This window comes from Dyadobacter tibetensis Y620-1 (genome assembly GCF_000566685.1).
GTDB classification, from domain to species: domain Bacteria; phylum Bacteroidota; class Bacteroidia; order Cytophagales; family Spirosomataceae; genus Dyadobacter; species Dyadobacter tibetensis.
This window is the reverse complement of sequence record NZ_AZQN01000006.1, coordinates 129,354-152,773: the sequence shown is the minus strand read 5'-3', so window position 1 is coordinate 152,773 and position 23,420 is coordinate 129,354. Positions and strand designations below refer to the sequence as shown.

Genomic DNA, 23,420 nt, shown 5'->3' with positions numbered 1-23,420 from the left:
AATTGGTTATTCTTAGAATTTCAGGCCACCCTCGCGAGCTCCTTCGGCCAATGCTTTTACTTTACCATGGTACAAATATCCGTTACGGTCGAAAACCACCGCGGAGATACCTGCTTCCTGAGCCTTAAGGGCAATCTTCTTACCTACCTCAAGAGCAACACCAAGGTTGGTGCTGGTTCTCTTTTCTCCAAGGTCGTGTGAAGATGCACTCGCTAGGGTTACCCCTCTCACATCGTCAATTACTTGTGCATAGATTGCTGTATTAGAACGAAACACCGATAATCTGGGACGTTCCGCGCTTCCCTTCACACGCTTGCGAATGTGAAGTTTAAGGCGCTGTCTTCTATCTAATTTTGTCGTAGCCATTTTTTACTTTTTCTAATCTTTGTTATTAAACTAAATTCCGTGGCTACGCACTATTTCTTAGCGGCTGACTTACCAGCTTTTCTACGAACCACTTCACCAACAAAGCGAATACCTTTTCCTTTGTAGGGTTCCACCTTACGCAGAGACTTTATCTTAGCAGCTACAGAACCGATCAATTCTTTATCAATTCCTTCGAGAATAACCTTAGGATTCTGACCTTTATCCATTGTTGTAGTAACCTTGATTTCTACTGGAATGGCCATGAAGATATTATGAGAGTAACCCAACTGCAACTCCAGCACATTATTGGCTGAAGTAGCTTTGTAACCTACCCCTACAAGCTCCAATTCCTTTTTATATCCCTGATCAACTCCAATCACCATATTGTTGATTAGAGAACGATACAGGCCATGGAGTGCTTTATGACGCTTTTGCTCAGTAGGGCGCTTCACTGTAAGTTCAGTGCCTTCTACTTCCACAATCATGTCTGAGTCCACCGCCTGCGTCAGCGTGCCCTTAGGGCCTTTTACCGATACTACATTGTCAGCTGCAACATTTGCAGATACACCAGCCGGTAAAATTATTACTTTATTTCCTATGCGTGACATTTCCTGGAATACTTTAAAATATTAATACACGAAACATAACACTTCACCACCTACATTCAAGGTCTTGGCTTCTTTGTCGGTCATCACCCCTTTCGAAGTGGAGATGATCGCCGTACCAAGGCCTCCCAATACTCGTGGGAGCGTAGATGAACCCGCATACTTCCGAAGACCTGGCTTACTAACGCGCTGCAATTTTACAATGGCAGATTGTTTGGTAACAGGATTATACTTCAAGGCTATTTTAATTGTACCCTGAGGACCGGTTTCATCAAATTTATAACTCTGAATGTACCCTTTATCGAAGAGTACCTTCGTCATTTCTTTCTTTATGTTGGACGCAGGTATCTCTACAACCCGATGCTTCGCTTTGATCGCGTTTCTGAGTCTGGTTAGATAATCTGCTATGGGATCCGTTAACATCTTTATTCTTAGTTTAAACTCTCCCCCTGAAAAGGGAGTGCAAAGTTAAGTAATTGAAATCAGAATTGAAAATATTCTTACCAACTAGATTTTGTCACACCAGGGATCTTGCCATCAGAAGCCATTTCCCTAAACAAAACCCGTGATATTCCGAACTTTCTCATGTATCCCCGTGGTCTACCCGTGATTTTACAACGGTTGTGCAGTCTTACGGGAGAAGAATTGCGGGGCAGTTTATCCAAACCTACCCAGTCACCAGCTTCTTTCAATTGCTTACGCTTTTCAGCATACCTTGCAACGAGTGCTTGTTTTTTTCTATCCCGTGCTTTTACTGATTCTTTTGCCATTTCGGTATATATCTTATATCTTAAGAATTATCCTTGTTTATTCGCATTAATGAAAGGCATCCCTAGGGCCTTCAACAATTCGTAACCTTCTTCATCCGAATCGGTTGAAGTTACGAAAGTGATATCCATCCCCGTGATTTTATTCACCTTTTCAATACTGATTTCAGGGAATATAATTTGCTCTTTTACGCCAAATGTATAGTTTCCACGTCCATCAAATCCTTTGTCGCTAATTCCTTTAAAGTCACGTACACGAGGCATCGCAATCGCAGTAAGACGATCAAGAAATTCATACATATTATCACCACGAAGGGTAACCTTCGCACCGATAGGCATGTTCTCTCTCAACTTAAAGTTAGAAACCGCTTTCTTGGAGATCGTAGCAATTGCTTTTTGACCGGTGATCAGTCCTAATTCTTCTACACCTGTATCGACAAGCTTCTTGTCTGCTACGGCAGCTCCGATACCCTTGTTAATCACGATCTTCTGAAGGCGAGGAACCTGCATAATCGACTTGAACTGAAATTTCTCTTTCAGTTGGCCTACGATTTCGCCTTCGTACTTTTCTTTTAATCTTGGCTTTGCCATTTTTACTGTAATAGTTGATTGTAGATTACCGACCCACAATGATTAATAATAAAACCGGGGGGAATTAGATGAAATTCCCTGATTTCTTTGCAAAACGTTGAAGCTTCCCTTTATCGTTAGCTTTACGTCCGGTTCTGGTGGCTTCACCTGTCTTAGGATCTACGACCTTAAGGTTACTGATATGAATAGTACCCTCGATTTTCTCAATGCTTCCCTGAGGATTTTGTGCATTGGGCTTCACGTGTTTGGTGATCATATTCACACCTTCTACGGTAGCACGAGACTTGTCAATCAAGACCCTTTTGATTACACCGGTTTCCCCTTTAGCGTTTCCAGAAATCACCTTAACGGTGTCTCCTTTACGGATATGAAGCTTTGCCGGTGCTTTTTTATTTTTACTTTCCATCTGAGATATTCTCTTAAAACGGTTTAAAGAAACACTTTAGTTATTGATTTCTTACAACACCTCTGGAGCCAGAGACACGATCTTCATAAATTGCTTTTCGCGCAATTCACGGGCTACCGGCCCGAAGATCCGAGAGCCTCTTGGCTCATCGTTGTTGTTCAATAAAACAGCAGCATTATCCTCAAAACGAATGTAGGTTCCATCTTTGCGGCGTACTTCTTTCTTGGTACGTACCACTACGGCCTTAGAAACCGTTCCTTTTTTCATATTGCTCGAAGACAGAGCCGATTTTACTGTAACGACAATTTTGTCGCCTACTGAAGCATAGCGTTTGCCAGTTCCGCCAAGTACCCGGATCACGAGTACTTCTTTGGCTCCACTGTTATCTGCTACCGACAGTCTTGATTCTTGCTGTACCATGATTACTTAGCTCTTTCAAGGATTTCTACTAATCTCCAACGCTTGTTCTTACTAAGCGGACGTGTTTCCATTACTGAAATCGTATCACCGATTCCTACTTGGTTGGTTTCGTCATGCACCATTAACTTGGTGGTACGGGTCATAAACTTACCGTATTTTGCATGCTTAACGCGACGCTCGACAGTGATCACACAGGACTTATCCATCTTGTTGCTCACTACTTTGCCAACTCTCTCTTTACGTAATTTTCTTTCTGATGCCTCCATAATGTCTAAACTGATTTACTGTTGGATACTTTTAGCCGACAGTTCGGTTAAGAGTTTTGCAATTTCCTTACGTGAGGCGCGAATACGCATAGGGTTCTCGATTGGAGAAATAGCATGAGCAAATTTCAATCGCAATAAGCGCTCTCTTTCCTGTGCAATCTGCTCTTTAAGCTGATCCTGTGACAGTTCTTTTATTTCTTTACTAGTCATTGCTGTTAATAATTAGCGGTTTAAAATCGTTCGGAGTTAGTCTATTCTTGGTAATCCCGACGCACCACAAACTTGGTCTTTACTGGCAATTTCTGAGCTGCCAAACGCAATGCTTCATTAGCGGTATCCAGGGCAACGCCACCGGCTTCGAAAATGATCGTTCCGGGCTTCACTGGAGCTACCCAATACTCAGGTGCACCCTTACCCTTACCCATACGTACCTCGGCTGGCTTCTTGGTAATAGGCTTATCAGGGAATACTCTGATCCATACCTGGCCTTCACGCTTCATAGCACGTGTTACGGAGATACGAGCGGCTTCAATCTGGCGGGCTGTCAACCATCCTGGCTCAAGGGACTTGATGGCGAATGAACCAAATGCTATCTGATGTCCCCGAGTTGCCAGACCGTTATGAGAACCCTTCCCCTTTTGTTGCTTGCGAAATTTTGTTCTTTTCGGCTGTAACATGATTCTAATCTATTTGAACCGATTTATAAAACCGGGAAATGTCTGATTACTTCTTCTTATTTTTTGCTCTTTTGCGACGGTCTGCATCGCCACCACCTTCGCCACGGTCATTTCCACGACCACCACGACGGTCACCTCTTCCACCACGGTCAGCACCAGCGGCACGGTCACTTCTGTCTGCAGCAGCAGTAGCAGCGCTCGGCGTAAGGTCACGCTTTCCGTAAAGCTCTCCTTTGAAGATCCAAACCTTGATACCTATTTTTCCATAGATAGTCTGGGCTTCTGAGATAGCATAGTCGATATCGGCTCTCAGGGTATGCAAAGGAATACGACCCTCTTTGTATTCTTCGGTACGGGCCATTTCAGCACCTCCCAAACGACCACCCAGGCGGATCTTGATTCCTTGTGTTCCAACCCGCATGGCTGCTGCAATCGCTTGCTTCATCGCACGACGGTAAGAGATACGTGCCTGCAATTGCTGCGCAATCGCTTCACCTACCAATTTGGCATCGATTTCAGGACGTTTGATTTCGTAGATGTTAATCTGCACATCTTTGCCTGTAATCTTCTTTAGCTCTTCTTTGATTTTATCAACTTCGCTACCACCTTTTCCGATTACAATACCCGGGCGTGCCGTGTGGATCGTAAGGGTGATGCGCTTCAATGTACGTTCAATAACTACTTTAGAAATCGATCCTTTTGGGATACGCGCTTTGATGTAGTTACGGATTTTTTCGTCTTCAACAAGTTTGTCAGAGAAGTCTTTACCTCCGTACCAGCTAGAATCCCAGCCTCTAACAATTCCTAGTCTCAGACCTATAGGATTAACCTTTTGTCCCATTCGAAATAGATCGTTTACTTATGATTCGGTGATTACTGTATTTACTGCGTCTGCTTCTGCTGCCTGATCATCGATCACGATCGTGATGTGATTGGACCGCTTACGAATTCTGTGAGCCCGTCCCTGGGGTGCAGGGCGCAAACGCTTCAACATACGTCCACCGTCAATAAATACGGTTTTAACAACTAGATCCGCATCTTCAAGCTTTGCGTCTTCATTCTTTTGCTGCCAGTTGGCAACAGCTGAAAGTAAAACTTTGTGCAAAACAGGTGAAGAAGCTCTTGGCTGAAATTTTAATAACGCCAACGCTTTGCTGACCTTCTGTCCGCGAATCATGTCGGCTACTAGTCTCATCTTGCGAGGAGAAGTAGGCACATTTCTTAATATAGCTCTTGCTTCCATGTTCTTTCAGATATAGGCTCGTTTACCAGGATGATAAACCAGCTATCGTCGACTATTTATTTTCTACCTTTATCTTTTTTTGCAGTGTGACCACGAAAGTTACGAGTAGGTGAAAATTCACCCAGCTTGTGTCCTACCATGTTCTCCGTTACATATACAGGGATAAACTTATTCCCGTTGTGAACCGCAAACGTATGTCCGATGAAATCTGGAGAGATCATTGAACGGCGTGACCAGGTTTTGATAACTGATTTACGAGACGCGTTGTTCATAGCCTCCACTTTATTCTCCAGACGAAAATCTATGTATGGTCCTTTTTTTAATGAGCGTGCCATGTTTCTATGTTATTTTTTACGACGGCTTATAATCAATTTCTCGGAGTGCTTGTTGCGATTACGGGTCTTAAGTCCCTTAGCAAACTGTCCGTTTCTTGAGCGAGGCTGACCTCCAGATGAGCGGCCTTCTCCACCACCCATTGGGTGATCTACTGGGTTCATGGCTACACCACGAACGCGAGGACGACGTCCCAACCAGCGTCTACGACCTGCTTTACCTAGAGATACATTCATATGGCTGGAGTTTGATACCGTTCCTACTGTAGCAATACAAGTAGAAAGAATCATTCTCATTTCGCCAGATGGCATCTTCAATACGGCATATTTGCCTTCACGTGCTACCAACTGAGCATAAGCTCCTGCACTCCGTGCAAACTGTCCACCTTTTCCAGGGGTAAGCTCCACGTTATGAACAATGGTACCAATCGGCATAAATCCTAGTGGCAAGGCATTGCCTACCTCTGGGGCTACCGAAGAACCTGACACGATCACTTGCCCAACTTTAAGTCCGTTAGGAGCGATGATGTAACGCTTTTCTTCGTCTTGATACTGAACCAAAGCAATACGTGCTGAACGGTTCGGATCGTATTCTATCGTTAGTACGGTGGCGGGATCATCGAAGCGATTTCTTTTGAAATCGATCACACGATATCTTCTTTTGTGCCCACCTCCTATATGGCGCATGGTACGATGTCCCTGGCTATTTCTACCACCGGTTCTTTTGATGGTTTCCAGTAGACTCTTCTCAGGTTTCGCCGCTGTGATCTCCTCAAAAGCAGGAGCCGAGCGGAAACGCTGACCAGCACTTGTCGGTTTTAATTTTTTAACTGCCATTTGCTATTAACTCGTCAAAGATTTGAATCAATCAACTATTTATGCTTCACCGTAGATATCGATGATTTCGCCTTCTGCTACCGTTACGATAGCCTTCTTGATAGTTGACGTTTTGCCACTTACAAATTTACCTCCCGAAGTACGGGATTTGCTTTTACCGATGCTGCGCATCGTGTGAACGCTTTCTACAGTCACCCCGAACAGCTTCTCAATAGCTTTCTTAATTTCTACCTTATTAGATGTAAGGGAAACTTCGAAGGCATATTTTCCTTGACCACCCTGAGCCGTTACCTTTTCGGTTATGATCGGACGTTTCAGTACACTCATGTTATTTGTTCATTTGGGTTTCCAAAATAGATAGCGCAGATTCACTTATCAAAAGACGGTCTGCATTCATCAGGTCATATGTATTTACTGAATCAACAGTAGTTACTTTGGCCTTTGGTACGTTACGGCTCGACAGGATAATGTTGCTGTCGATAGCCGGAAGAATTAGCAAGGTCTTTGTGTTTCCATAAGACAATGCATTCAACACATTGATATATGCCTTGGTTTTAGGCGAATCAAAACTAAATGCTTCCAAAACTGAGATCGCATCAGCCTTAGCCTTCACTGCAAAAGCAGAATTACGCGCTAGTGACTTCACTTTCTTGTTGATCTTGAAGCTATAGTTACGAGGTCTTGGTCCGAAAATACGGCCTCCACCTACAAACACTGGAGACTTAATGCTCCCTGCACGTGCCCCGCCAGTTCCCTTTTGGCGTTTGATTTTGCGAGTAGAGTGATTGATCTCTGCGCGCTCCTTAGACTTGTGCGTGCCCTGGCGCTGATTGGCCAGGTACAATTTTACATCGAGATAGATCGCATGCGTGTTAGGCTCTATACCAAAAATACTCTCTGGCATTACCACCTTCTTGCCGGTATCTTCTCCTTTTATATTTAATACGGACAGTTCCATTGGTCTTACTTCTCAATGATTAGAAATGAATTCTTTGCTCCCGGTACTGAGCCACTTACTACCAGTAAATTCTGCTCAGGTATCACTTTCAAAATCCGAAGATTTTGAATCTTTACACGATTGTTTCCCATGCGTCCACCCATACGTAATCCTTTGAATACACGTGAGGGGAAAGAACAGGCACCAATCGAACCTGGGTGACGTGCACGGTTATGCTGACCGTGTGTTTGGCCTCCTACCCCGCCGAATCCGTGGCGCTTTACAACACCCTGAAAACCGCGACCTTTGGCAGATCCTACCACATCAACGAATTCACCTTCTTCAAATACATCCTGTACAGAAAGTGAAGTTCCAAGTTCATGCTCCACTTCAAAATACTTAAACTCTACCACCTTTTGCTTAGGGGCCGTGCCAGCTTTTTTGAAGTGCCCTATTAATGGCTGAGTGGAGTTCTTCTCCTTTTTCTCGCCATAACCTAATTGGATAGCCTTATAGCCATCCTTCTCTTCGGACCTTACTTGTGTTACTACACAAGGACCAGTTTGGATTACAGTACATGCCAGAGCCTGCCCGTCAGCATTGTACAAACTAGTCATTCCGATTTTTTTACCAATTAAACCAGACATGTTGTGAAATTAAAATTTAGCAGGTATAAACCTTGTTCATTTAAAACGGACTGCAAAGGTAGAAAAATCAAATTTATTTTCCAAGCAGCCTTTTATTATTTCTCACTGATAATCAGCAAAAAAGGTCAGATGTACTAGCACATCTGACCTCGGATTTTTATCGTTCTAAAGACTATCTTTTCTTGGAAAAAATGCCCTTTTCGGACTTGAGCTCAGATGTGGTTTCCGTATTTCCGGACCTTCATCCAATTATGTCTTCTGATTCTCAATTGAGGCTTAAAACCCCTAAATCAGTCTTTTAGCTAGGTATCGCTTCATTAAATGAGGAAATACCAGGCTTCACTATACCTTAATTTCTACGTCTACCCCGCTTGGTAGCTCCAGTTTCATTAGCGCATCTACTGTCTTAGCACTCGTAGAGAAAATGTCTACTAAACGCTTGTAAGTACATAGCTGAAATTGCTCACGTGATTTTTTGTTTACGTGGGGAGAACGCAACACGGTGAACTTCTCTTTCTTGGTTGGCAAGGGGATTGGCCCGCTTACTACCGCTCCAGTGGCCTTTACAGCCTTCACAATCTTCTCCGCCGACTTATCCACCAAATTATGGTCGAAAGAGCGAAGTTTGATACGAATTTTTTGATTCATCTTGTTTTTTATTTCGGTTCTGAATACTAACCCCGCAAACTGCGGAGCTGCACTGACGAAAGAACCATTTACTTCGCCAGTATATCTTTAAAAGAAATAGCAGCATCGGCCCGTTTACACCGATGCTGCTCCTCTTATTTTTTATGCTTTAACTCCTTTTGTCTTTTCAATAACTGCTTCTGCAATATTATTAGGAACGATCTCGTAATGAGAGAAGGTTAGAGACGCTGTAGCACGTCCAGAAGACATGGTACGAAGGTCAGTAACATAACCGAATAGCTCCGACAAGGGAACATCAGCTTTGATTACCTGGGCTCCATTTCTAGAGTCCATACCTTTCATAATTCCACGGCGACGGTTAAGGTCACCGGTGATAGGTCCGGTATATTCGTCTGGAGTCAATACCTCTACTGCCATAATAGGCTCCATTAGCTTAGAACCAGCACTGCGTGCCGCTTCTCTGAAACCAATCTTAGCGGCTAGTTCGAAAGATAGAGAATCTGAATCGACATCGTGGAAAGATCCGTGGAATAGACGCACCTTCATAGAATCCAATGGATAACCCGCAAGGGCACCGTTGGCCATGGCCGCTTCAAATCCCTTTTGTACGGGTGCAATAAATTCACGAGGAATAGCACCCCCAACGATTTCGTTCACAAACTGAAGACCCGGAGTCACCTCTTTGCCTTCTTCAGCGTCGTCGCGTGGTCCGATTTCGAATACGATATCGGCAAATTTACCACGACCACCCGTTTGCTTCTTATATACCTCGCGGTGTTCACAGCTCTTAGTAAGGATTTCCTTATAAGCAACCTGTGGAGCACCTTGATTAACTTCTACCTTAAATTCACGACGCATACGGTCGATAATAATATCAAGGTGAAGCTCACCCATACCCTTAATAATGGTCTGGCCGGTTTCTTCATTACTTTCTACCTGAAGGGTAGGATCTTCTTCAATCAGTTTGGTAATTGCTTTGGAGAAGTTATCGCTGTCAGCAGCCTTCTTAGGCTCAATTGCGTAACCAATTACCGGCTCAGGGAATACCATTGATTCCAATATAATTGGATTCTTTTCGTCGGAAAGTGTATCTCCGGTTTTGATATCCTTGAAACCAACTACCGCTCCAATATCACCCGCTTCAAGGCGGTCAATTTGGTTTTGCTTATTGGCATGCATCTGGAAGATACGGGAGATACGCTCCTTATTACCTGAACGGTTGTTAAGGACATACGATCCTGAATCCAAAATACCTGAGTATGAACGGATAAAGCACAGACGACCCACGTAAGGGTCAGTAGCAATTTTGAATGCCAATGCGGCAAAAGGATCCGTTTCGGATGGTAGACGTGAAGTCTCCTCACCTGTACGAGGATCAGTTCCGACAATGCTCTCGCGGTCCATAGGAGAAGGCAAGATAGCCATCACATAGTCCAACATCGTTTGAACTCCTTTGTTTTTGAAGGAAGAACCACATACCATCGGTACAATTTTCATGCTGATGGTTGCTGCGCGCAAGGCGGCCAGGATCTCATCTTCGGTGATCGACATAGGATCTTCGAAGTATTTTTCCATCAAAGTATCGTCGAATTCAGCAACGGCTTCGAGCAATTTCTCACGCCATTCCTTCGCTTCTTCGATCATATCATCAGGAATAGGCACCTCAGTAAAGGTCATTCCCTTATCTTCTGTATTCCACTCGATACCGCGGAAGTTGATCAAATCAACTACGCCACGGAATGTATCTTCCGAGCCGATCGGCAATTGAAGAGGCACGGCATAGCTACCAAGCATCTCTTTCACTTGATTACAAACTTTCAGAAAGTCTGCGCCAGAACGGTCCATTTTATTCACAAAACCAATACGGGCTACTTTGTAGTTATCAGCAAGGCGCCAGTTGGTTTCCGACTGAGGCTCAACACCATCTACAGCAGAAAAAAGGAAAACAAGACCATCCAATACCCGCAGCGAACGGTTTACCTCTACGGTAAAATCCACGTGACCTGGAGTATCAATGATATTGATATGGTATTTCTGATCGCGGTACATCCAGTTTACAGTTGTAGCAGCCGAAGTAATAGTAATACCCCGCTCCTGCTCCTGCTCCATCCAGTCCATAGTAGCAGCACCATCGTGTACCTCTCCTATTTTGTGGCTAACCCCGGCGTAGTAAAGGATACGCTCCGTTGTTGTTGTCTTACCGGCATCGATGTGCGCAGCAATACCAATGTTTCTTGTTAATCTTAGATCACGTGCCATGATAAATGGTGATGTGTTATATTATTTTCGAGTTGCAAAAATTTGCATTTGTAAAAAGCTGATTCTCATCTTGCCGCAAAAAACCACATATCAAAAAAATCAGAGCGCAAAAGTATAAATTGTTGAGTATAAAAACAATGATGGGAACATTTTTTTTGGAGGTTTCCCCAAAAAACAGTGGGAGGACATATAAATGCCCTCCCACTGTTAATCTACTCAATACAAATTCCTTAGAAACGGAAATGTGAGAATGCCTTGTTCGCATCGGCCATGCGGTGCGTATCATCCTTTTTCTTGACAGCAGCACCTTCCCCTTTGGCAGCGGCAATAATTTCGCCAGCCAAACGATCCATCATGGTTTTTTCACCACGCTTACGTGCGTAGCTTATCAACCATTTCATCCCCAAGGATTGCTTACGCTCTGGACGAACTTCAGTAGGAACCTGGAAAGTAGCTCCACCTACCCGACGGCTCTTAACCTCTACAGCAGGAGTTACGTTGGTTAGTGCTTTTTTCCATGTTTCTAGTCCATTTTCACTGGTTTTCTTCTCTACCAACTCCAATGCATCATAGAAAATGGTGAAAGCAGTACTTTTCTTTCCACCCAACATCAGGTTGTTTACGAATTTGGTAACCTGAACATCCCTGAACTTAGGATCAGGAAGAATATATCTTTTCTTTGGTTTTGACTTTCTCATTGTGATACTTAATGTTTAACGAGGTTTCGTTTTGCAACTTATTCACCCCGAATCGCTCCGGGATTACTTCCCTTTTATTTAGATATGGTTACTTAATAAAAGCAGAGAGAGTTACTTTTTTTATTTTTTCTTACCTTTTGCTGGAGCTGCAGCCGCTTGTCCTGGCTTAGGACGCTTCGCACCATACTTAGAACGACGTTGTTTACGGCCATTTACTCCGGCTGTATCCAAGGCACCACGGATGATGTGGTAACGAACCCCAGGCAAATCCTTAACACGACCACCACGAATCAATACGATCGAGTGCTCCTGAAGATTATGTCCTTCACCAGGAATGTAGGCATTCACCTCCTTGTTGTTGGAAAGGCGTACACGCGCTACTTTACGAAGTGCGGAGTTAGGTTTCTTTGGCGTTGTGGTGTACACACGGGTACACACACCCCTACGCTGAGGGCAGGAATCCAAAGCCGGTGACTTTGATTTCCAAGTAATGGTCTCTCTACCTTTACGTACTAATTGTGAAATAGTTGGCATTTAACAAATTGATTTTGATCTGGTTAGTTTCCCAGTCGTTTGTTTAAAAACACTTTTTCCGAAAAATCGGACTGCAAAATTATAACTTTATCGATGATTTACAAAGCTCGGCACCTTTTTTTGTCATAGTTCCTCTAAACTTTGGCTCCGGACAGCACTTTCACACTCAGCAGGATAACTCATGCACACCCCTGTCAGCATACCAGGCAGCGCTCCCACGAGATCAAATCAACTGCTTGTGCAAAAAATATAAGGAATCTATATCCATTATTTTATTTACAGTCGTTGTTTATTAGTATTGTTGTATAAAAGAAAATCAGCTTGGCTCTGAGCCGTCCCTCAAAAATACCACCAGACTATTAACTTTATCTATGAGATTATTGCGAAGTTCTCTATACCTACTCTCAAGCCTGCTCCTGCTTGGCACTCTGCTGATAGGCTGTAATTCTACCATGCAGGTCTATAAAGACAGTTTGAAGAAGTATGACAATGGCGAATATGACTTAGCCATAAAAGGCCTTCAGAAGGTAGCTGCAGCTGGCTACGAACCCACCCAATCCAATTTTCTGATTGCCGAAAGTTACCGGCTCTCCAACCGATATCAGGAAGCGATCCCCTACTACAAACAGGCCCTGGATGAAGGTATCGATCAACCTCAGGCACGATTTCATTATGCTTATGCGCTGAAGACTACCGGCGCCTACCAACAGGCTCAGGAGGAGTTCCAGGCCTTTGCCGGAATGCAGAATGCACCGAAAGCCCTTCAGGAGAGGGCTCTCCGCGAGATAGAAATCCTTAAGATAGTGGACCGGCTGAAAACAATGGCCCCAGAGGTGGAGATCACGAATCTTCCAACCAATACCGCTGGAGCAGAATTTTCGGCGTTTGTCAATGGCAACCACCTCGTATATGCCTCTTCAAAAAAGGAAAAAATTTATAAAAATAATGGTCAGGCTATGTTGGGGCTTTATAAAGTTGCACTGCCTGAGGACCCGGAAAGCATCCAGGGGCCCCCTACTCTTTTCAGCAAAAATGTCTTTGAGGCGGAAGCCAACGAAGGGTCTCCCGCCTTTTCTCCCGACGGAAAGACCCTGGTATTTGCCCGAGGCAATACGGGAAAAAAGAAAGGGACCGCAGACGTCGACCTGTACATGAGCAAAAATGTGGATGGGGAGTGGACCTTGCCTATTTACCTGCCCATCAACGACTCTCTGGCCTGGGATGGCTCTCCCGCTTTCTCGGGTGATGGCAAAACCTTATACTTTGCTTCTAATCGACCTGGAGGATCGGGAGGAATTGATCTTTATCGGACCAATATGGATGCCTCTGGCCGATTTAGTAAGCCGGTTAATATGGGCAAGGACATCAATACCGCCGGAGACGATATGTTTCCCTATGTCTCCGAAGATGGTAAATTATATTTCGCCTCGGATGGGCACCCAGGTTTGGGGAAACTGGACCTGTTCGTCGCCACCCGCTCCCAGGGCATTATTACCGTTCAAAATTTAGGACTGCCGTATAATAGTCCACAGGATGATTTTGCTCTGACTTTTTATCCCGATTCGAACTCGGGCTTCCTTTCTTCCAATCGGGATGGAGGGAAAGGAGACGATGATCTGTATTACTTCTACATACCTCAGGCACCCGACAGCAGCATCGCCAAGGTCGACGACCCGAACGATCCAATGAGTCCGAAAAACCCAAACTTTATTAATGGCAAGCCCAAGATAGTTCGGTATTTCCTGGCGGGAGATGTGGTACTGAATACCCCCGAAGCAACCCCTTTGGACTCGGCCCTGGTCCAGATCTTACCCGACACCTCTGAGACGCCTATAGCCCAATTGCCTACGGATGCTTATGGCAAATTTGGTACTCAACCCGTGGAAGAGGGTCAGAATTATGTTTTGCTGGTTTCGCGTAAAGGTTATATCAGCAAAAGGGAGCCCTTCTCTATGGATGGAAGGTCTATCCCCCCTATTTTTCTGAATAAGGAACTTACCGACACTACCTTTACGGTGACCGTACGTCTGGACAAACTCGAGCTAAATAAGACCTTCGTTCTGGACAATATCTATTATGACCTTAACAAGTATAATATTCGTCCCGATGCCGCATTGGAATTGGATAAGCTGGTCCAGATACTCAAAGACAACCCAACGATGAAAATTGAGCTTAGCTCTCATACCGATGCACGTGCTACCGATTCTTATAATATGACCCTTTCACAAAACCGGGCAGAGTCGGCCGTAAACTACCTTATTTCCAGGGGAATAGACGCCGATCGAATGGTAGCACAGGGCTATGGAGAACGGGAGCTACTGATACCGAATGCCAAAACGGAAGAGGAACATCAAAAGAACAGAAGAACGGAATTTACCATTCTGAGCTACTAAAAGGATAGCATTTAAAATTTTTCTGAACCCGCTAACCTTCCACGGTTGGCGGGTTTTGTGCGTTAAGACGCTGTATTATTTTCTATCTTTGCGCTTTATTTTGAATTCTCTCTCAACAAAGTATTACAATGACCCACCGCGTGATCTACTGGTTTAGAAATGACCTGCGCCTTCAAGACAATGAAGCCTTCTTTTTGGCAGCCCAACAAGCTCAACAGATCATCCCCGTTTATGTTTTCGACAAAAGACTCTTCGAACCCACCCGTTTAGGATTCCTGCGCACCGGCTCGCTAAGAGGACAGCAGATAATTCAAGCTGTAGCCTCCCTTCGCAATGAATTGCGAAACCGAGGGTCGGAGCTCTTGATTCGGGTAGGAGAACCAGAAATTATAGTCGCCGAAATAGCTGAACATTACCAAGCCTCTTTTGTATATACCAGCAAGAAGATAGGCCCCAAGGAAACGAGAGTCGAATCCTCGTTAAGTAAAAACTTAAAACAAAGCAATACCGATTTTAAACTTCCATGGATAGACACGCTTACCCCTGCCATGGCGCTACCGTTCAATATTGCCAAGTTGCCTGGCAGCTTTTCTGATTATCAAAAGGCAATCGCCACTCTGCCTGGCATAGGCCCTGGTTGCGCAGTACCAGAAAATCTGGTGTTATCGGCAGATACGCCTTATGAAGCGGGCTCCTTACCCAGCCTATTATCTCTTGGAGTAGACATCCCTCTACCTTCCAAGGCTTATTTGCCTCAGGAAAATACCGCCTTTGGAGAGGCCTTAGCCCATCAGAAACTTACAGAATTTGTAGAGCAGGTCACCCAGGGGGATTGGGCACCGAGCCCCGATCCTATTACCGACTCCGGGATGTCTATTTGGCTCTCGCTGGGCTGCCTTTCTCCTCGCCAAATTTACCATGCTTTCGACCACTTACCCGACAATCATCCATTCAAAGAACTGGTAACTCGTTGCCTTCATAAACGTGATTATGCACAATTTACCCTGCTAAAATTTGGCCCACGGCTCTTTAAGCCTACCGGGATCCGCCACGATTTCGAAAAGACTTGGGCAAATGACCAGGATAACTTTGTAAAATGGATGAATGGCGAAACGGAAAGGGAGGATGTTAATAAAGTAATGCAAGACTTAAAGTCTATAGGATATATTAGTGGAGAAGAACGGAACCTGGCGGCGCAATACCTGGTAGACGAGTTGAAAATCAACTGGACCTGGGGTGCTACCTACTTCGAGAGTATCCTGATTGACTATGATGTGGCTGTAAGCTGGGGTCGCTGGAATAACGTGGCCCGGGTAGGAATATAGGGCAACGTATAGGACTGCGTTTCCTATCCTTCTCAAAGGGCGATTATACATGTGTAACGACCGATTATGTATATTTTGCCTAATAATTCGTTAGCTTTGAACATATTTGAACTATATCATTAACTTTAAATCGAAATAAGAAATGTCAAAAGGTCTAATTGCTGTCATCGCTGTAGTATTGATACTGGGCTTTGTAGGATGCGGAAAATATAATGGAATGGTAGCCAAAGACGAGGCCGTTAAGGAGTCGTGGGCAAGAGTAGAAAGCCAATACCAACGTAGAGCTGACCTGATCCCCAACCTAGTCAACACAGTAAAAGGGGCCGCTGATTTTGAAAAAAGCACGCTTACCGGTGTGATAGAAGCGCGATCGAAAGCTACCCAGACAACCATTTCGGCTGATGCCCTCACGCCTGAAAATATAGCTAAGTTCCAAGCAGCCCAGGATCAACTCAGCGGAGCGCTATCCCGCCTGTTGGTAACCGTCGAAAAATACCCGGATCTTAAAGCCAATCAAAATTTCCTGGAATTGCAAGCTCAGCTGGAAGGAACAGAAAATCGGATTACCGTTGCGCGTAACGATTTCAACACGGTTGTAAAAGGATATAATCAAGAAGTACGGACCTTCCCCAATAATTTGTTTGCGGGCATGTTCGGCTTCGATCAGAAAGGATATTTCCAGGCGACAGCTGGTTCTGAAAACGCCCCAGCCGTCCAGTTTTAATCAACTTACTTTTGACCTACCCTCTAAAAATAGGGTAGGTCAATTCATTTATCTCCTCAGACATTGCTATGACCGATCAAATGCCATTTTTTTCGGAAGCAGATCAGCAAGCCATTATCAAGGCTATCCAAGAGGCTGAGCAGCTAACCTCCGGAGAAATAAAAGTACATATCGAAGAGCGCTGTTCCAGCGAAAAGGCTATGGACCGGGCCATTGAAGTATTTGGCCTGCTCAACCTGCACGAGACTGAACAACGAAATGCCGTCCTATTTTACCTGGCTTATGGAGACCGTAAATTTGCCGTTTTAGGAGACGAAGGCATACACCAAAAAGTTACCGACACTTTCTGGAATAGCACCAAAGATCGGCTTCGGCATCACTTCGCAAAAAACGACTATGTAACCGGGCTCTGCGAAGGCATTGCAGAAGCGGGTATGCAACTCAAAAAACATTTTCCGTATCAATCGGACGACATCAATGAACTGCCAGACGACATTTCCTTTGGCTAAAACACTTATGAAGAAATTTATTGGCATTACCTTATATTTCTTATTCCTAATTGGCGGGCTCTCGGCACAAGATATTCCCGCCCGTCCGGATCCTCCGCGACTGGTCAATGACTTTGCCAACCAGCTAAATCCGACGGAAGAGGCCGAACTGGAGAAAAAACTTGTTGCTTATAATGACTCAACTTCTTCTCAGATTGTAATCGTAGTAGTGCCTACTACCGGCGAATATCCTATCGCCGACTATGCCTTTAAAATAGGTCGGGAGTGGGGCGTAGGCCAGAAAGACAAGGACAACGGTATTGTGTTGCTCTGGGCATCCACCGATCGGAAAATCTATATCAGTACCGGTTATGGTATGGAAGGGGTAATTCCTGACGCCATTGCCAAGCGCATCATCACACAGGTAATCACCCCCGAGTTCAAAAACGGTATGTTTTACCGCGGCTTAGACCGGGGAGTCGACACCATCTTTAAATACGCAACAGGAGAATACAAGGCAGATCCAGAGGCTGCCAACGAAGACCAGGGCTTTTCCCCCATCCTGATTGTGTTCATTATCGTACTGATCATTATGTTCTTTATTTCCCGAAACAAGGGTAATAACGGTGGAGGTGGAGGCGGATACAGGAGCACCGGTGGCCCTATATTCTGGCCTTATATGACCCACTCCAGTCGTGGAAGCTCTTCGGGAAACTGGGGGAGCGGTGGATTTGGTGGCGGAGGTGGTTTCGGCGGATTTGGTGGAGGTAGCTTCGGTGGTGGAGGCGCCGGTGGCGACTATTGACGAGGCAGCCTTCAGCAAAATAAGTCCTGATCCTATTGCCTGCTGTCCCTTGAGGATTAACATTCCTTCGAGGGACAGCATATTTTTTTACATAGAATATCATACGATTCAATGAAAAACTAGGACAGTATTTAGATCCTATATTTCTCCCAAGCAGGGTAGATTTTTACGATATTTTGAAAAAATAGCGTGATAATATCTATCTTGCAAAAGATAACACCTGCCCTGATGCCTTTTACCTAACTAAATCCTATTTATTTTTAATGTCTGCTACTGTATCTACGAAACACCCTAGAGGTCTTTACGTCTTGTTTTTTGCTGAAATGTGGGAGCGTTTCAGTTATTATGGGATGCGTGCCATCCTACTCCTGTTCTTAATCGATAATGTGCGCGGTGGCATGGCCATGAGCGCCGCAGAAGGAGCCGCCATCTACGGATTATATACGGCCTCAGTATATCTTTTGACCCTGCCTGGAGGCTGGATTGCCGATAATATTTTGGGGCAAAAAAAATCCATACTGTACGGCGGTAGCATTATTATGCTGGGACATGTTATCCTGGCCATACCGGGCGGTGCCGGGATATTTTTCTTGGGATTGGCCACCGTGGCTATAGGCACAGGGTTACTAAAACCCAATATTAGCTCTATTGTGGGAGAGCTTTATCCCGAAGGTGGAGCCCGGCGCGATGCTGCATTTTCTATTTTCTACATGGGTATCAACCTTGGCTCGGTATTAGGAATCACCATTGTCGGGTACCTAGGTCAGAAAGTTAACTGGCACCTAGGCTTCGGTGCCGCAGCTGTTGGAATGCTATTGGGACTGATCGTCTTTCAGTTGGGCAGCAAAAAATATCTCGCCGGATTTGGAGAGGTTCCCGCCAAAAAAGAGGAGACCACAGAATCCCTGGCCAAGTCTGGCTCCGATCGTAAAAAAGGCTATATGCTTGCCGCAGCATTGGTCGTATTCCTTACAATATTACAACTGACAGGAAGCATCGATATGACCACCGCTCAGGGCCTGGCCCAGGGCGCTGGTGTTATTATTGTGACTGTTTCCCTCTTTTACTTCTTGTTTATACTATTTGCCGGAGGACTTAATGCCGTCGAGAAGAAGCGTGTTCTGGTGCTCATTGTCTTCTTCCTGGCTGCCGCTCTGTTTTGGTCAGGCTTCGAGCAAGCGGGATCTTCTCTTCAAATCTTTGCAGAAAGACATACGCAACGGACCATCGGCACTTGGGAAATGCCCTCTAGCTGGTTCCAGAATTTCAATGGCACCTTCATCTTACTATTTGCTCCTGTCATGGCCAGCTTGTGGATTTTCCTTTCAGCGAGAGGCCTCAATCCATCCACTCCTGTCAAATTTGCCCTGGGTCTTTTACTACTGGGGGGTGGTTTCTTTATTATGGAAATGGCCGCTTCCCAGGCGGTTACCGGCGATCTGGTTTCTCCTCTGTTTCTGACATTCACCTATTTATTCCATACCATTGGTGAGCTTTGTTTGAGCCCTGTAGGCTTAAGCACTTATACCAAACTGGCCCCTAAACGATATGTAAGTCAGTTGATGGGGATATGGTTTGTAGCTGCTTCTCTGGGCAACCTTATTGCTGGCTTGTTTGCTGGTAATTTCGACGAAAATAATGTAGAGCAGATGCCCGACCTATTCAACCAGGTAGCACTTTTCTCCGTAGGATTTGGTTTGCTACTCTTAATATTTTACAAGCCAGTAAAGCGTTGGATGGGAGGCATACAATAACCCGACCCGATTTTAACCGGATTGCCTTTTCTTAGGCAGGCAAAAAGACTCTCCATTTCAGGGGAGTCTTTTTTACGTTAAATCAATTTGTTTAGTTTATTAACCACTTATTTACTAGGTTCGAGGAGTCAAAATCATTCTACCCTCTGTAAATCGTGGATAAAGGCTCTCGATATTATCATAAATACCACCTTACGCTCACAGTAGGGCAGTACCTTTTAGTCTTGGTTCCCATCTTTATGTTTGTTTGGGTATTAAAAGATGCCGTCATTAATCTCCCCATTTACGATGATTACGACGCAACATTATACTATCTCAAACAGTATTATTACGAAGGATTAGGACATGATAGGAGCCCACTAACCTTACTACTCAAGCAGCATAACGAACATAGAATACTCCTTTCCAGACTGGTTACGCTAGCCTACTTTAACCTGACAGACGAGATCAACTTTGCTCATTTGGTATACATCCAAAACATTTTGCTCTTTTTGCTGTTTCTGTTTATGGCCCGTCTCTCCCGAGTCACGCTTCCCAATAATCTTTGGATGATTGTCATCATTAGCTTTTCCTTGTTCAATTTTTCTTCCTGGCATACGGCATTTTATTACTCCAGCGGAATTCAGCATTATGCCAGTTTCTTCTTCGCCTTCGTTTGTCTATTTTTTCTAAACAAAACAGCATCGTATGGCTCTCTGCCATTTCTTCTGGCAATCCTATTTGCCTTTCTGGCCACCTACTCTTTTGGTAATGGGCTTTTGGTGATGCCAGCCGGTTTTCTACTGTTATGGCTTCGCGATAAGAAAAGGCTTTTGATAGGATGGATTTTCCTCACCATAGGCTTCGCAATTATATATATATATCAACTCCAATTGGATCATCCAGAAGGCAGTGAGTTCAGTTTATATTCTTTTATCCTATTTTTATTTACTTACCTAGGAAGCTTTTCCTTTGTATATCCTCAATCTCTCCCGCTGGCGCAAGTAAACGTCGTACTATCTCTTCTGATTGGCCTGGTCATGTTAGGTATATGGACATACCTTTTCTTTACCGGATATGGTCGCCGAAACCCGCTTATTTTCAGCCTTATCAGCTTCTGCATGGTGTCGGCACTGATGCTGGCCTTCTCGCGTTCGGGTTTTAAAGTTGCGGGTGCCATAACGAATCGCTACAGTTTTTTTGCCAAATGTCTGTTCATCTGGGTATTAATGGCATCTGGCGACCATTTTAAATGGTCCCAAAGAGTCTTCCGCTGGATTGCTACAGGAGTTATCACCCTCTGGGTAGTTACGACTTTCAACCTATTCCCACAGATTAAACCTGCTCAAATTGCTAAATTAAAGGAGGTAAAAGATTGGCAGCAAGGAAAAATACCTTATCTCATGCCTGACATCCCCACAGATCATTATGGGGATGTCCTTCTATGGGCTCAGGAAAAAGGTATTTATCAGCCACCCACCAGCCAGGAACTCGACGAGATGATCGAAGAGTTGGAATCCGGATTTAACAATTAACGGAATAACCTCTTCCCTGCCCTTAGTTTATCCTTCATTTGATCCACTCATCACTTGTACATGTGAGAGCCATCTGCATCTTGTTACGAAATAATTATATTTGTTATTATCGTCACTAAATGAAGATCAAATGAAATTTAAAAAATTACACTACGGTCTCGTTGCTACAACGCTGATTTTTTCGGCTTGTGGTGACAAAAAAGACCAAACAGATGCCAATGCAGTTCCTGGTTTCGATATTTCTTCTCTTGATTCTTCCTATCAGGTCTGCGACGACTTCGATGGATTTGTGAATGGGGGTTGGAAAAAGAATAACCCTATTCCGGGTACTGAGAGCCGTTGGGGAGCCTTCGGCATATTGGATAAAGAAAATAAAGAGGTACGCTTGAAAGGTATTATTGAAGAAATAACCAAAAAAACAGATCGAAAAAAAGGTTCTGAAGAACAGCAGATAGCCGATTATTACCAGTCATTCCTTGACACGACGACCATCGAAAAAAGAGGGCTAACCCCCTTAAAGCCCTATCTGGATCAGGTAAGCAGCGTGAAAAGTCTGGCCGATTATGCCCAGACTGCCGGAAGTTTGCAGAAGATTGGAGTTTCAAGCGTCGTAGGCTATGGTGTGGAAGGTGACCTGCGCAATAGTAAGATTAATGTGCTTTACGAAGGACAGGACGGGCTTAGTTTAGGAGAGAGGAGCTATTATGACCGTCAAGACTCCAGCACTGTAAAAGTGCGGAATGAATTCGTAGGCCATGTGGACAAAATGTTCCAAATGGCAGGATTCCCTGAGTCGAACCCTGGTAAGACTATTTTGGACTTTGAGACCAAAGTAGCCAAATTACAGTTGACCAATGTTGAACTACGCGACCCAGTAAAGACCTATAATAAAATGTCCTTTGCTGAGGCTAATAAGCTAATGCCCGATTTCGATCTGGTCACCCTGGCTACTCAGCAGGATATCCAGACAGACACGGTTATTATACAAAATAAAGCCTATCTCCAAAACCTCAACAAGTTGCTGAAATCAACTCCGATTGAAACCTTGAAAACCTACTCAAAATGGCAGCTGTTATCGACCTTTGCAGGCTATCTACCTAAAAGGTTCGATGACGAAGACTTTCGGTTCTTCAGTACGGTAATGAGAGGGACTAAAGAGCAGAAAGGCCGTACCGAACGTGCGATCCGCTCCACAGACCGCTTGCTGGGCATGCCTTTAGGAAAGCTGTTTAGCGCCAAATACTTCCCGGAGGATGATAAGAAAAAAGTATCAGAAATGATCGAAAATGTTCGGGACGTATATGGAGAACGGATCGACAAGCTAAGTTGGATGAGTGACTCTACGAAGGCTAAGGCTCATAAAAAACTAAAGGCATTTACTTATAAAATTGGCTATCCGGACAAATGGAAGGACTATTCCAGCATAGATGTGAAAGCTGATAAGCTGTTCGAAAATGTGATATCGGCCAGGTTATTTGGCAATAAAGAGGCTGTGGAAAAAATTGGCAAAGAAGTAGATAAATCGGAGTGGCATATGACCCCACAAACGGTAAACGCCTATTACAATCCATTGAATAACGAAATTGTGTTCCCCGCTGGCATCCTTCAGCCTCCATTTTACAATCGCAACGCCGACGATGCCATTAATTATGGAGGAATTATCGCCGTTATCGGTCATGAGTTCACCCACGGCTTCGACGATCAAGGATCTCAGTTTGATGACGAAGGAAACTTAAAAAATTGGTGGACAGCCTCTGACCGCGAAAATTTCGACAAACTTACCAAACAGTATGTAGAGTACTTCAATGGGATTGAGGCTCTTCCAGGCTTCAAGATCAATGGAGCCCTGACCATAGGTGAAAATGTTGCCGACCTGGGTGGGCTTACACTGGCCTACTATGCTTTGGAAAAGTCGCTAAAGAACAAACCTGAACCTGCCTTGATTGATGGATTCAACTGGAAGCAACGGTTCTTTATGGGCTGGGCACAGGTATGGCATATGAATAGTACGGAAGCGGCCCTGCGCAATCAAATCCAGACGGATCCACATGCCCCGGCCACAGCCAGGATAAATGCCCCCCTACCCCACCTAAAAGAATTTGAAGCTGCCTGGAATTGTGCCCCAGGCAGTAAACTTACCTTACCCCAGAACGAACGAATCGTGATCTGGTAATAGAACACTCA

29 protein-coding genes are annotated in these 23,420 nt (G+C 44.5%); 8 read left to right on the top strand and 21 right to left on the bottom strand.

Annotated elements, in window-relative coordinates; all coding sequences use genetic code 11:
- Nucleotides 1-12 precede the first annotated feature (12 nt).
- The 21 genes from rplR to rpsL form a co-directional block, all read right to left on the bottom strand.
- Nucleotides 13-366, bottom strand: coding sequence for a 50S ribosomal protein L18 (rplR, locus tag X939_RS0116140; RefSeq protein ID WP_025764328.1), 354 nt, complete (start codon nucleotides 364-366; stop codon nucleotides 13-15).
- Nucleotides 367-416: 50 nt separating this feature from the next.
- A complete protein-coding gene (gene rplF / locus X939_RS0116135; RefSeq protein ID WP_025764327.1) occupies nucleotides 417-974 on the bottom strand; it encodes a 50S ribosomal protein L6 in 558 nt (185 codons plus the stop codon).
- A 21-nt stretch (nucleotides 975-995) separates the two neighbouring features.
- Nucleotides 996-1,394, bottom strand: a complete 399-nt coding sequence (gene rpsH, locus X939_RS0116130; protein ID WP_025764326.1) for a 30S ribosomal protein S8 — start codon at nucleotides 1,392-1,394, stop codon at nucleotides 996-998.
- A 77-nt stretch (nucleotides 1,395-1,471) separates the two neighbouring features.
- A complete protein-coding gene (gene rpsN / locus X939_RS0116125; protein ID WP_025764325.1) occupies nucleotides 1,472-1,741 on the bottom strand; it encodes a 30S ribosomal protein S14 in 270 nt (89 codons plus the stop codon).
- A 27-nt stretch (nucleotides 1,742-1,768) separates the two neighbouring features.
- Nucleotides 1,769-2,329: a 50S ribosomal protein L5 gene (gene rplE, locus X939_RS0116120; protein ID WP_025764324.1), complete on the bottom strand. Its 561-nt coding sequence runs from the start codon at nucleotides 2,327-2,329 to the stop codon at nucleotides 1,769-1,771.
- 64 nt (nucleotides 2,330-2,393) lie between these two features.
- Nucleotides 2,394-2,735, bottom strand: coding sequence for a 50S ribosomal protein L24 (gene rplX, locus X939_RS0116115; protein ID WP_025764323.1), 342 nt, complete (start codon nucleotides 2,733-2,735; stop codon nucleotides 2,394-2,396).
- 51 nt (nucleotides 2,736-2,786) lie between these two features.
- Nucleotides 2,787-3,155, bottom strand: a complete 369-nt coding sequence (gene rplN / locus X939_RS0116110; RefSeq protein WP_015813798.1) for a 50S ribosomal protein L14 — start codon at nucleotides 3,153-3,155, stop codon at nucleotides 2,787-2,789.
- A 2-nt stretch (nucleotides 3,156-3,157) separates the two neighbouring features.
- Nucleotides 3,158-3,421 carry a 30S ribosomal protein S17 gene (rpsQ, locus tag X939_RS0116105; protein ID WP_025764320.1) on the bottom strand — a complete coding sequence of 88 codons (264 nt, stop codon included), beginning with the start codon at nucleotides 3,419-3,421 and terminating at the stop codon, nucleotides 3,158-3,160.
- A gap of 15 nt (nucleotides 3,422-3,436) precedes the next feature.
- Nucleotides 3,437-3,631: a 50S ribosomal protein L29 gene (rpmC, locus tag X939_RS0116100; RefSeq protein ID WP_025764319.1), complete on the bottom strand. Its 195-nt coding sequence runs from the start codon at nucleotides 3,629-3,631 to the stop codon at nucleotides 3,437-3,439.
- 41 nt (nucleotides 3,632-3,672) lie between these two features.
- Nucleotides 3,673-4,098 carry a 50S ribosomal protein L16 gene (gene rplP, locus X939_RS0116095; RefSeq protein ID WP_025764318.1) on the bottom strand — a complete coding sequence of 142 codons (426 nt, stop codon included), beginning with the start codon at nucleotides 4,096-4,098 and terminating at the stop codon, nucleotides 3,673-3,675.
- A 46-nt stretch (nucleotides 4,099-4,144) separates the two neighbouring features.
- Entirely contained in the window at nucleotides 4,145-4,939 is a 795-nt protein-coding gene (gene rpsC, locus X939_RS0116090; RefSeq protein WP_025764317.1) for a 30S ribosomal protein S3, read from the bottom strand.
- An 18-nt stretch (nucleotides 4,940-4,957) separates the two neighbouring features.
- Entirely contained in the window at nucleotides 4,958-5,341 is a 384-nt protein-coding gene (gene rplV / locus X939_RS0116085; RefSeq protein WP_025764316.1) for a 50S ribosomal protein L22, read from the bottom strand.
- A 56-nt stretch (nucleotides 5,342-5,397) separates the two neighbouring features.
- Entirely contained in the window at nucleotides 5,398-5,676 is a 279-nt protein-coding gene (gene rpsS, locus X939_RS0116080) for a 30S ribosomal protein S19 (RefSeq protein WP_025764315.1), read from the bottom strand.
- A 9-nt stretch (nucleotides 5,677-5,685) separates the two neighbouring features.
- Entirely contained in the window at nucleotides 5,686-6,510 is an 825-nt protein-coding gene (rplB, locus tag X939_RS0116075) for a 50S ribosomal protein L2 (protein ID WP_025764314.1), read from the bottom strand.
- A 39-nt stretch (nucleotides 6,511-6,549) separates the two neighbouring features.
- Nucleotides 6,550-6,837: a 50S ribosomal protein L23 gene (gene rplW, locus X939_RS0116070; RefSeq protein WP_025764313.1), complete on the bottom strand. Its 288-nt coding sequence runs from the start codon at nucleotides 6,835-6,837 to the stop codon at nucleotides 6,550-6,552.
- Nucleotide 6,838: 1 nt separating this feature from the next.
- On the bottom strand, nucleotides 6,839-7,468 hold the full coding sequence (gene rplD / locus X939_RS0116065; protein WP_025764312.1) for a 50S ribosomal protein L4: 630 nt from the start codon (nucleotides 7,466-7,468) through the stop codon (nucleotides 6,839-6,841).
- 5 nt (nucleotides 7,469-7,473) lie between these two features.
- The gene (gene rplC, locus X939_RS0116060) at nucleotides 7,474-8,094 is read right to left on the bottom strand and encodes a 50S ribosomal protein L3 (RefSeq protein ID WP_025764311.1); all 621 of its coding nucleotides are present in this window, start codon (nucleotides 8,092-8,094) and stop codon (nucleotides 7,474-7,476) included.
- Nucleotides 8,095-8,436: 342 nt separating this feature from the next.
- Entirely contained in the window at nucleotides 8,437-8,742 is a 306-nt protein-coding gene (gene rpsJ, locus X939_RS0116055) for a 30S ribosomal protein S10 (protein ID WP_025764310.1), read from the bottom strand.
- 141 nt (nucleotides 8,743-8,883) lie between these two features.
- On the bottom strand, nucleotides 8,884-11,001 hold the full coding sequence (gene fusA, locus X939_RS0116050; RefSeq protein ID WP_025764309.1) for an elongation factor G: 2,118 nt from the start codon (nucleotides 10,999-11,001) through the stop codon (nucleotides 8,884-8,886).
- A gap of 230 nt (nucleotides 11,002-11,231) precedes the next feature.
- A complete protein-coding gene (gene rpsG / locus X939_RS0116045) occupies nucleotides 11,232-11,699 on the bottom strand; it encodes a 30S ribosomal protein S7 (RefSeq protein WP_025764308.1) in 468 nt (155 codons plus the stop codon).
- Between the two features lie 120 nt (nucleotides 11,700-11,819).
- Complete coding sequence (rpsL, locus tag X939_RS0116040; protein ID WP_025764307.1) at nucleotides 11,820-12,233, bottom strand: 30S ribosomal protein S12; 414 nt, start codon at nucleotides 12,231-12,233, stop codon at nucleotides 11,820-11,822.
- A gap of 371 nt (nucleotides 12,234-12,604) precedes the next feature.
- Here rpsL and X939_RS0116035 point away from each other — a divergent pair, with 371 nt between their 5' ends.
- The 8 genes from X939_RS0116035 to X939_RS0116000 all read left to right on the top strand — a co-directional run bounded on the left by X939_RS0116035 (nucleotide 12,605) and on the right by X939_RS0116000 (nucleotide 23,409).
- A complete protein-coding gene (locus X939_RS0116035; protein WP_025764306.1) occupies nucleotides 12,605-14,626 on the top strand; it encodes a CHU_0125 family OmpA-like outer membrane integrity protein in 2,022 nt (673 codons plus the stop codon).
- 128 nt (nucleotides 14,627-14,754) lie between these two features.
- Entirely contained in the window at nucleotides 14,755-15,951 is a 1,197-nt protein-coding gene (locus tag X939_RS0116030) for a deoxyribodipyrimidine photo-lyase (protein ID WP_025764305.1), read from the top strand.
- A gap of 142 nt (nucleotides 15,952-16,093) precedes the next feature.
- On the top strand, nucleotides 16,094-16,675 hold the full coding sequence (locus X939_RS0116025) for a LemA family protein (RefSeq protein WP_025764304.1): 582 nt from the start codon (nucleotides 16,094-16,096) through the stop codon (nucleotides 16,673-16,675).
- Nucleotides 16,676-16,743: 68 nt separating this feature from the next.
- The gene (locus X939_RS0116020; protein WP_229236074.1) at nucleotides 16,744-17,184 is read left to right on the top strand and encodes a TPM domain-containing protein; all 441 of its coding nucleotides are present in this window, start codon (nucleotides 16,744-16,746) and stop codon (nucleotides 17,182-17,184) included.
- Between the two features lie 7 nt (nucleotides 17,185-17,191).
- Nucleotides 17,192-17,968 (top strand): TPM domain-containing protein, encoded by a 777-nt coding sequence (locus tag X939_RS0116015; protein WP_025764302.1) that lies wholly within the window; start codon nucleotides 17,192-17,194, stop codon nucleotides 17,966-17,968.
- Nucleotides 17,969-18,231: 263 nt separating this feature from the next.
- Nucleotides 18,232-19,722: a peptide MFS transporter gene (locus tag X939_RS0116010; RefSeq protein ID WP_025764301.1), complete on the top strand. Its 1,491-nt coding sequence runs from the start codon at nucleotides 18,232-18,234 to the stop codon at nucleotides 19,720-19,722.
- Between the two features lie 155 nt (nucleotides 19,723-19,877).
- Entirely contained in the window at nucleotides 19,878-21,236 is a 1,359-nt protein-coding gene (locus X939_RS0116005; RefSeq protein WP_131694795.1) for a hypothetical protein, read from the top strand.
- Nucleotides 21,237-21,366: 130 nt separating this feature from the next.
- On the top strand, nucleotides 21,367-23,409 hold the full coding sequence (locus tag X939_RS0116000; RefSeq protein WP_025764299.1) for a M13 family metallopeptidase: 2,043 nt from the start codon (nucleotides 21,367-21,369) through the stop codon (nucleotides 23,407-23,409).
- The last annotated feature ends 11 nt before the right edge of the window (nucleotides 23,410-23,420 follow it).

Excerpts from the sequence above, each read along its gene's own strand:
- rplR (WP_025764328.1), bottom strand. The coding sequence starts at position 366 with ATGGCTACGACAAAATTAGATAGAAGACAGCGCCTTAAACTTCACATT.
- rplF (WP_025764327.1), bottom strand. The coding sequence starts at position 974 with ATGTCACGCATAGGAAATAAAGTAATAATTTTACCGGCTGGTGTATCT.
- rpsH (WP_025764326.1), bottom strand. The coding sequence starts at position 1,394 with ATGTTAACGGATCCCATAGCAGATTATCTAACCAGACTCAGAAACGCG.
- rpsN (WP_025764325.1), bottom strand. The coding sequence starts at position 1,741 with ATGGCAAAAGAATCAGTAAAAGCACGGGATAGAAAAAAACAAGCACTC.
- rplE (WP_025764324.1), bottom strand. The coding sequence starts at position 2,329 with ATGGCAAAGCCAAGATTAAAAGAAAAGTACGAAGGCGAAATCGTAGGC.
- rplX (WP_025764323.1), bottom strand. The coding sequence starts at position 2,735 with ATGGAAAGTAAAAATAAAAAAGCACCGGCAAAGCTTCATATCCGTAAA.
- rplN (WP_015813798.1), bottom strand. The coding sequence starts at position 3,155 with ATGGTACAGCAAGAATCAAGACTGTCGGTAGCAGATAACAGTGGAGCC.
- rpsQ (WP_025764320.1), bottom strand. The coding sequence starts at position 3,421 with ATGGAGGCATCAGAAAGAAAATTACGTAAAGAGAGAGTTGGCAAAGTA.
- rpmC (WP_025764319.1), bottom strand. The coding sequence starts at position 3,631 with ATGACTAGTAAAGAAATAAAAGAACTGTCACAGGATCAGCTTAAAGAG.
- rplP (WP_025764318.1), bottom strand. The coding sequence starts at position 4,098 with ATGTTACAGCCGAAAAGAACAAAATTTCGCAAGCAACAAAAGGGGAAG.
- rpsC (WP_025764317.1), bottom strand. The coding sequence starts at position 4,939 with ATGGGACAAAAGGTTAATCCTATAGGTCTGAGACTAGGAATTGTTAGA.
- rplV (WP_025764316.1), bottom strand. The coding sequence starts at position 5,341 with ATGGAAGCAAGAGCTATATTAAGAAATGTGCCTACTTCTCCTCGCAAG.
- rpsS (WP_025764315.1), bottom strand. The coding sequence starts at position 5,676 with ATGGCACGCTCATTAAAAAAAGGACCATACATAGATTTTCGTCTGGAG.
- rplB (WP_025764314.1), bottom strand. The coding sequence starts at position 6,510 with ATGGCAGTTAAAAAATTAAAACCGACAAGTGCTGGTCAGCGTTTCCGC.
- rplW (WP_025764313.1), bottom strand. The coding sequence starts at position 6,837 with ATGAGTGTACTGAAACGTCCGATCATAACCGAAAAGGTAACGGCTCAG.
- rplD (WP_025764312.1), bottom strand. The coding sequence starts at position 7,468 with ATGGAACTGTCCGTATTAAATATAAAAGGAGAAGATACCGGCAAGAAG.
- rplC (WP_025764311.1), bottom strand. The coding sequence starts at position 8,094 with ATGTCTGGTTTAATTGGTAAAAAAATCGGAATGACTAGTTTGTACAAT.
- rpsJ (WP_025764310.1), bottom strand. The coding sequence starts at position 8,742 with ATGAATCAAAAAATTCGTATCAAACTTCGCTCTTTCGACCATAATTTG.
- fusA (WP_025764309.1), bottom strand. The coding sequence starts at position 11,001 with ATGGCACGTGATCTAAGATTAACAAGAAACATTGGTATTGCTGCGCAC.
- rpsG (WP_025764308.1), bottom strand. The coding sequence starts at position 11,699 with ATGAGAAAGTCAAAACCAAAGAAAAGATATATTCTTCCTGATCCTAAG.
- rpsL (WP_025764307.1), bottom strand. The coding sequence starts at position 12,233 with ATGCCAACTATTTCACAATTAGTACGTAAAGGTAGAGAGACCATTACT.
- X939_RS0116035 (WP_025764306.1), top strand. The coding sequence starts at position 12,605 with ATGAGATTATTGCGAAGTTCTCTATACCTACTCTCAAGCCTGCTCCTG.
- X939_RS0116030 (WP_025764305.1), top strand. The coding sequence starts at position 14,755 with ATGACCCACCGCGTGATCTACTGGTTTAGAAATGACCTGCGCCTTCAA.
- X939_RS0116025 (WP_025764304.1), top strand. The coding sequence starts at position 16,094 with ATGTCAAAAGGTCTAATTGCTGTCATCGCTGTAGTATTGATACTGGGC.
- X939_RS0116020 (WP_229236074.1), top strand. The coding sequence starts at position 16,744 with ATGACCGATCAAATGCCATTTTTTTCGGAAGCAGATCAGCAAGCCATT.
- X939_RS0116015 (WP_025764302.1), top strand. The coding sequence starts at position 17,192 with ATGAAGAAATTTATTGGCATTACCTTATATTTCTTATTCCTAATTGGC.
- X939_RS0116010 (WP_025764301.1), top strand. The coding sequence starts at position 18,232 with ATGTCTGCTACTGTATCTACGAAACACCCTAGAGGTCTTTACGTCTTG.
- X939_RS0116000 (WP_025764299.1), top strand. The coding sequence starts at position 21,367 with ATGAAATTTAAAAAATTACACTACGGTCTCGTTGCTACAACGCTGATT.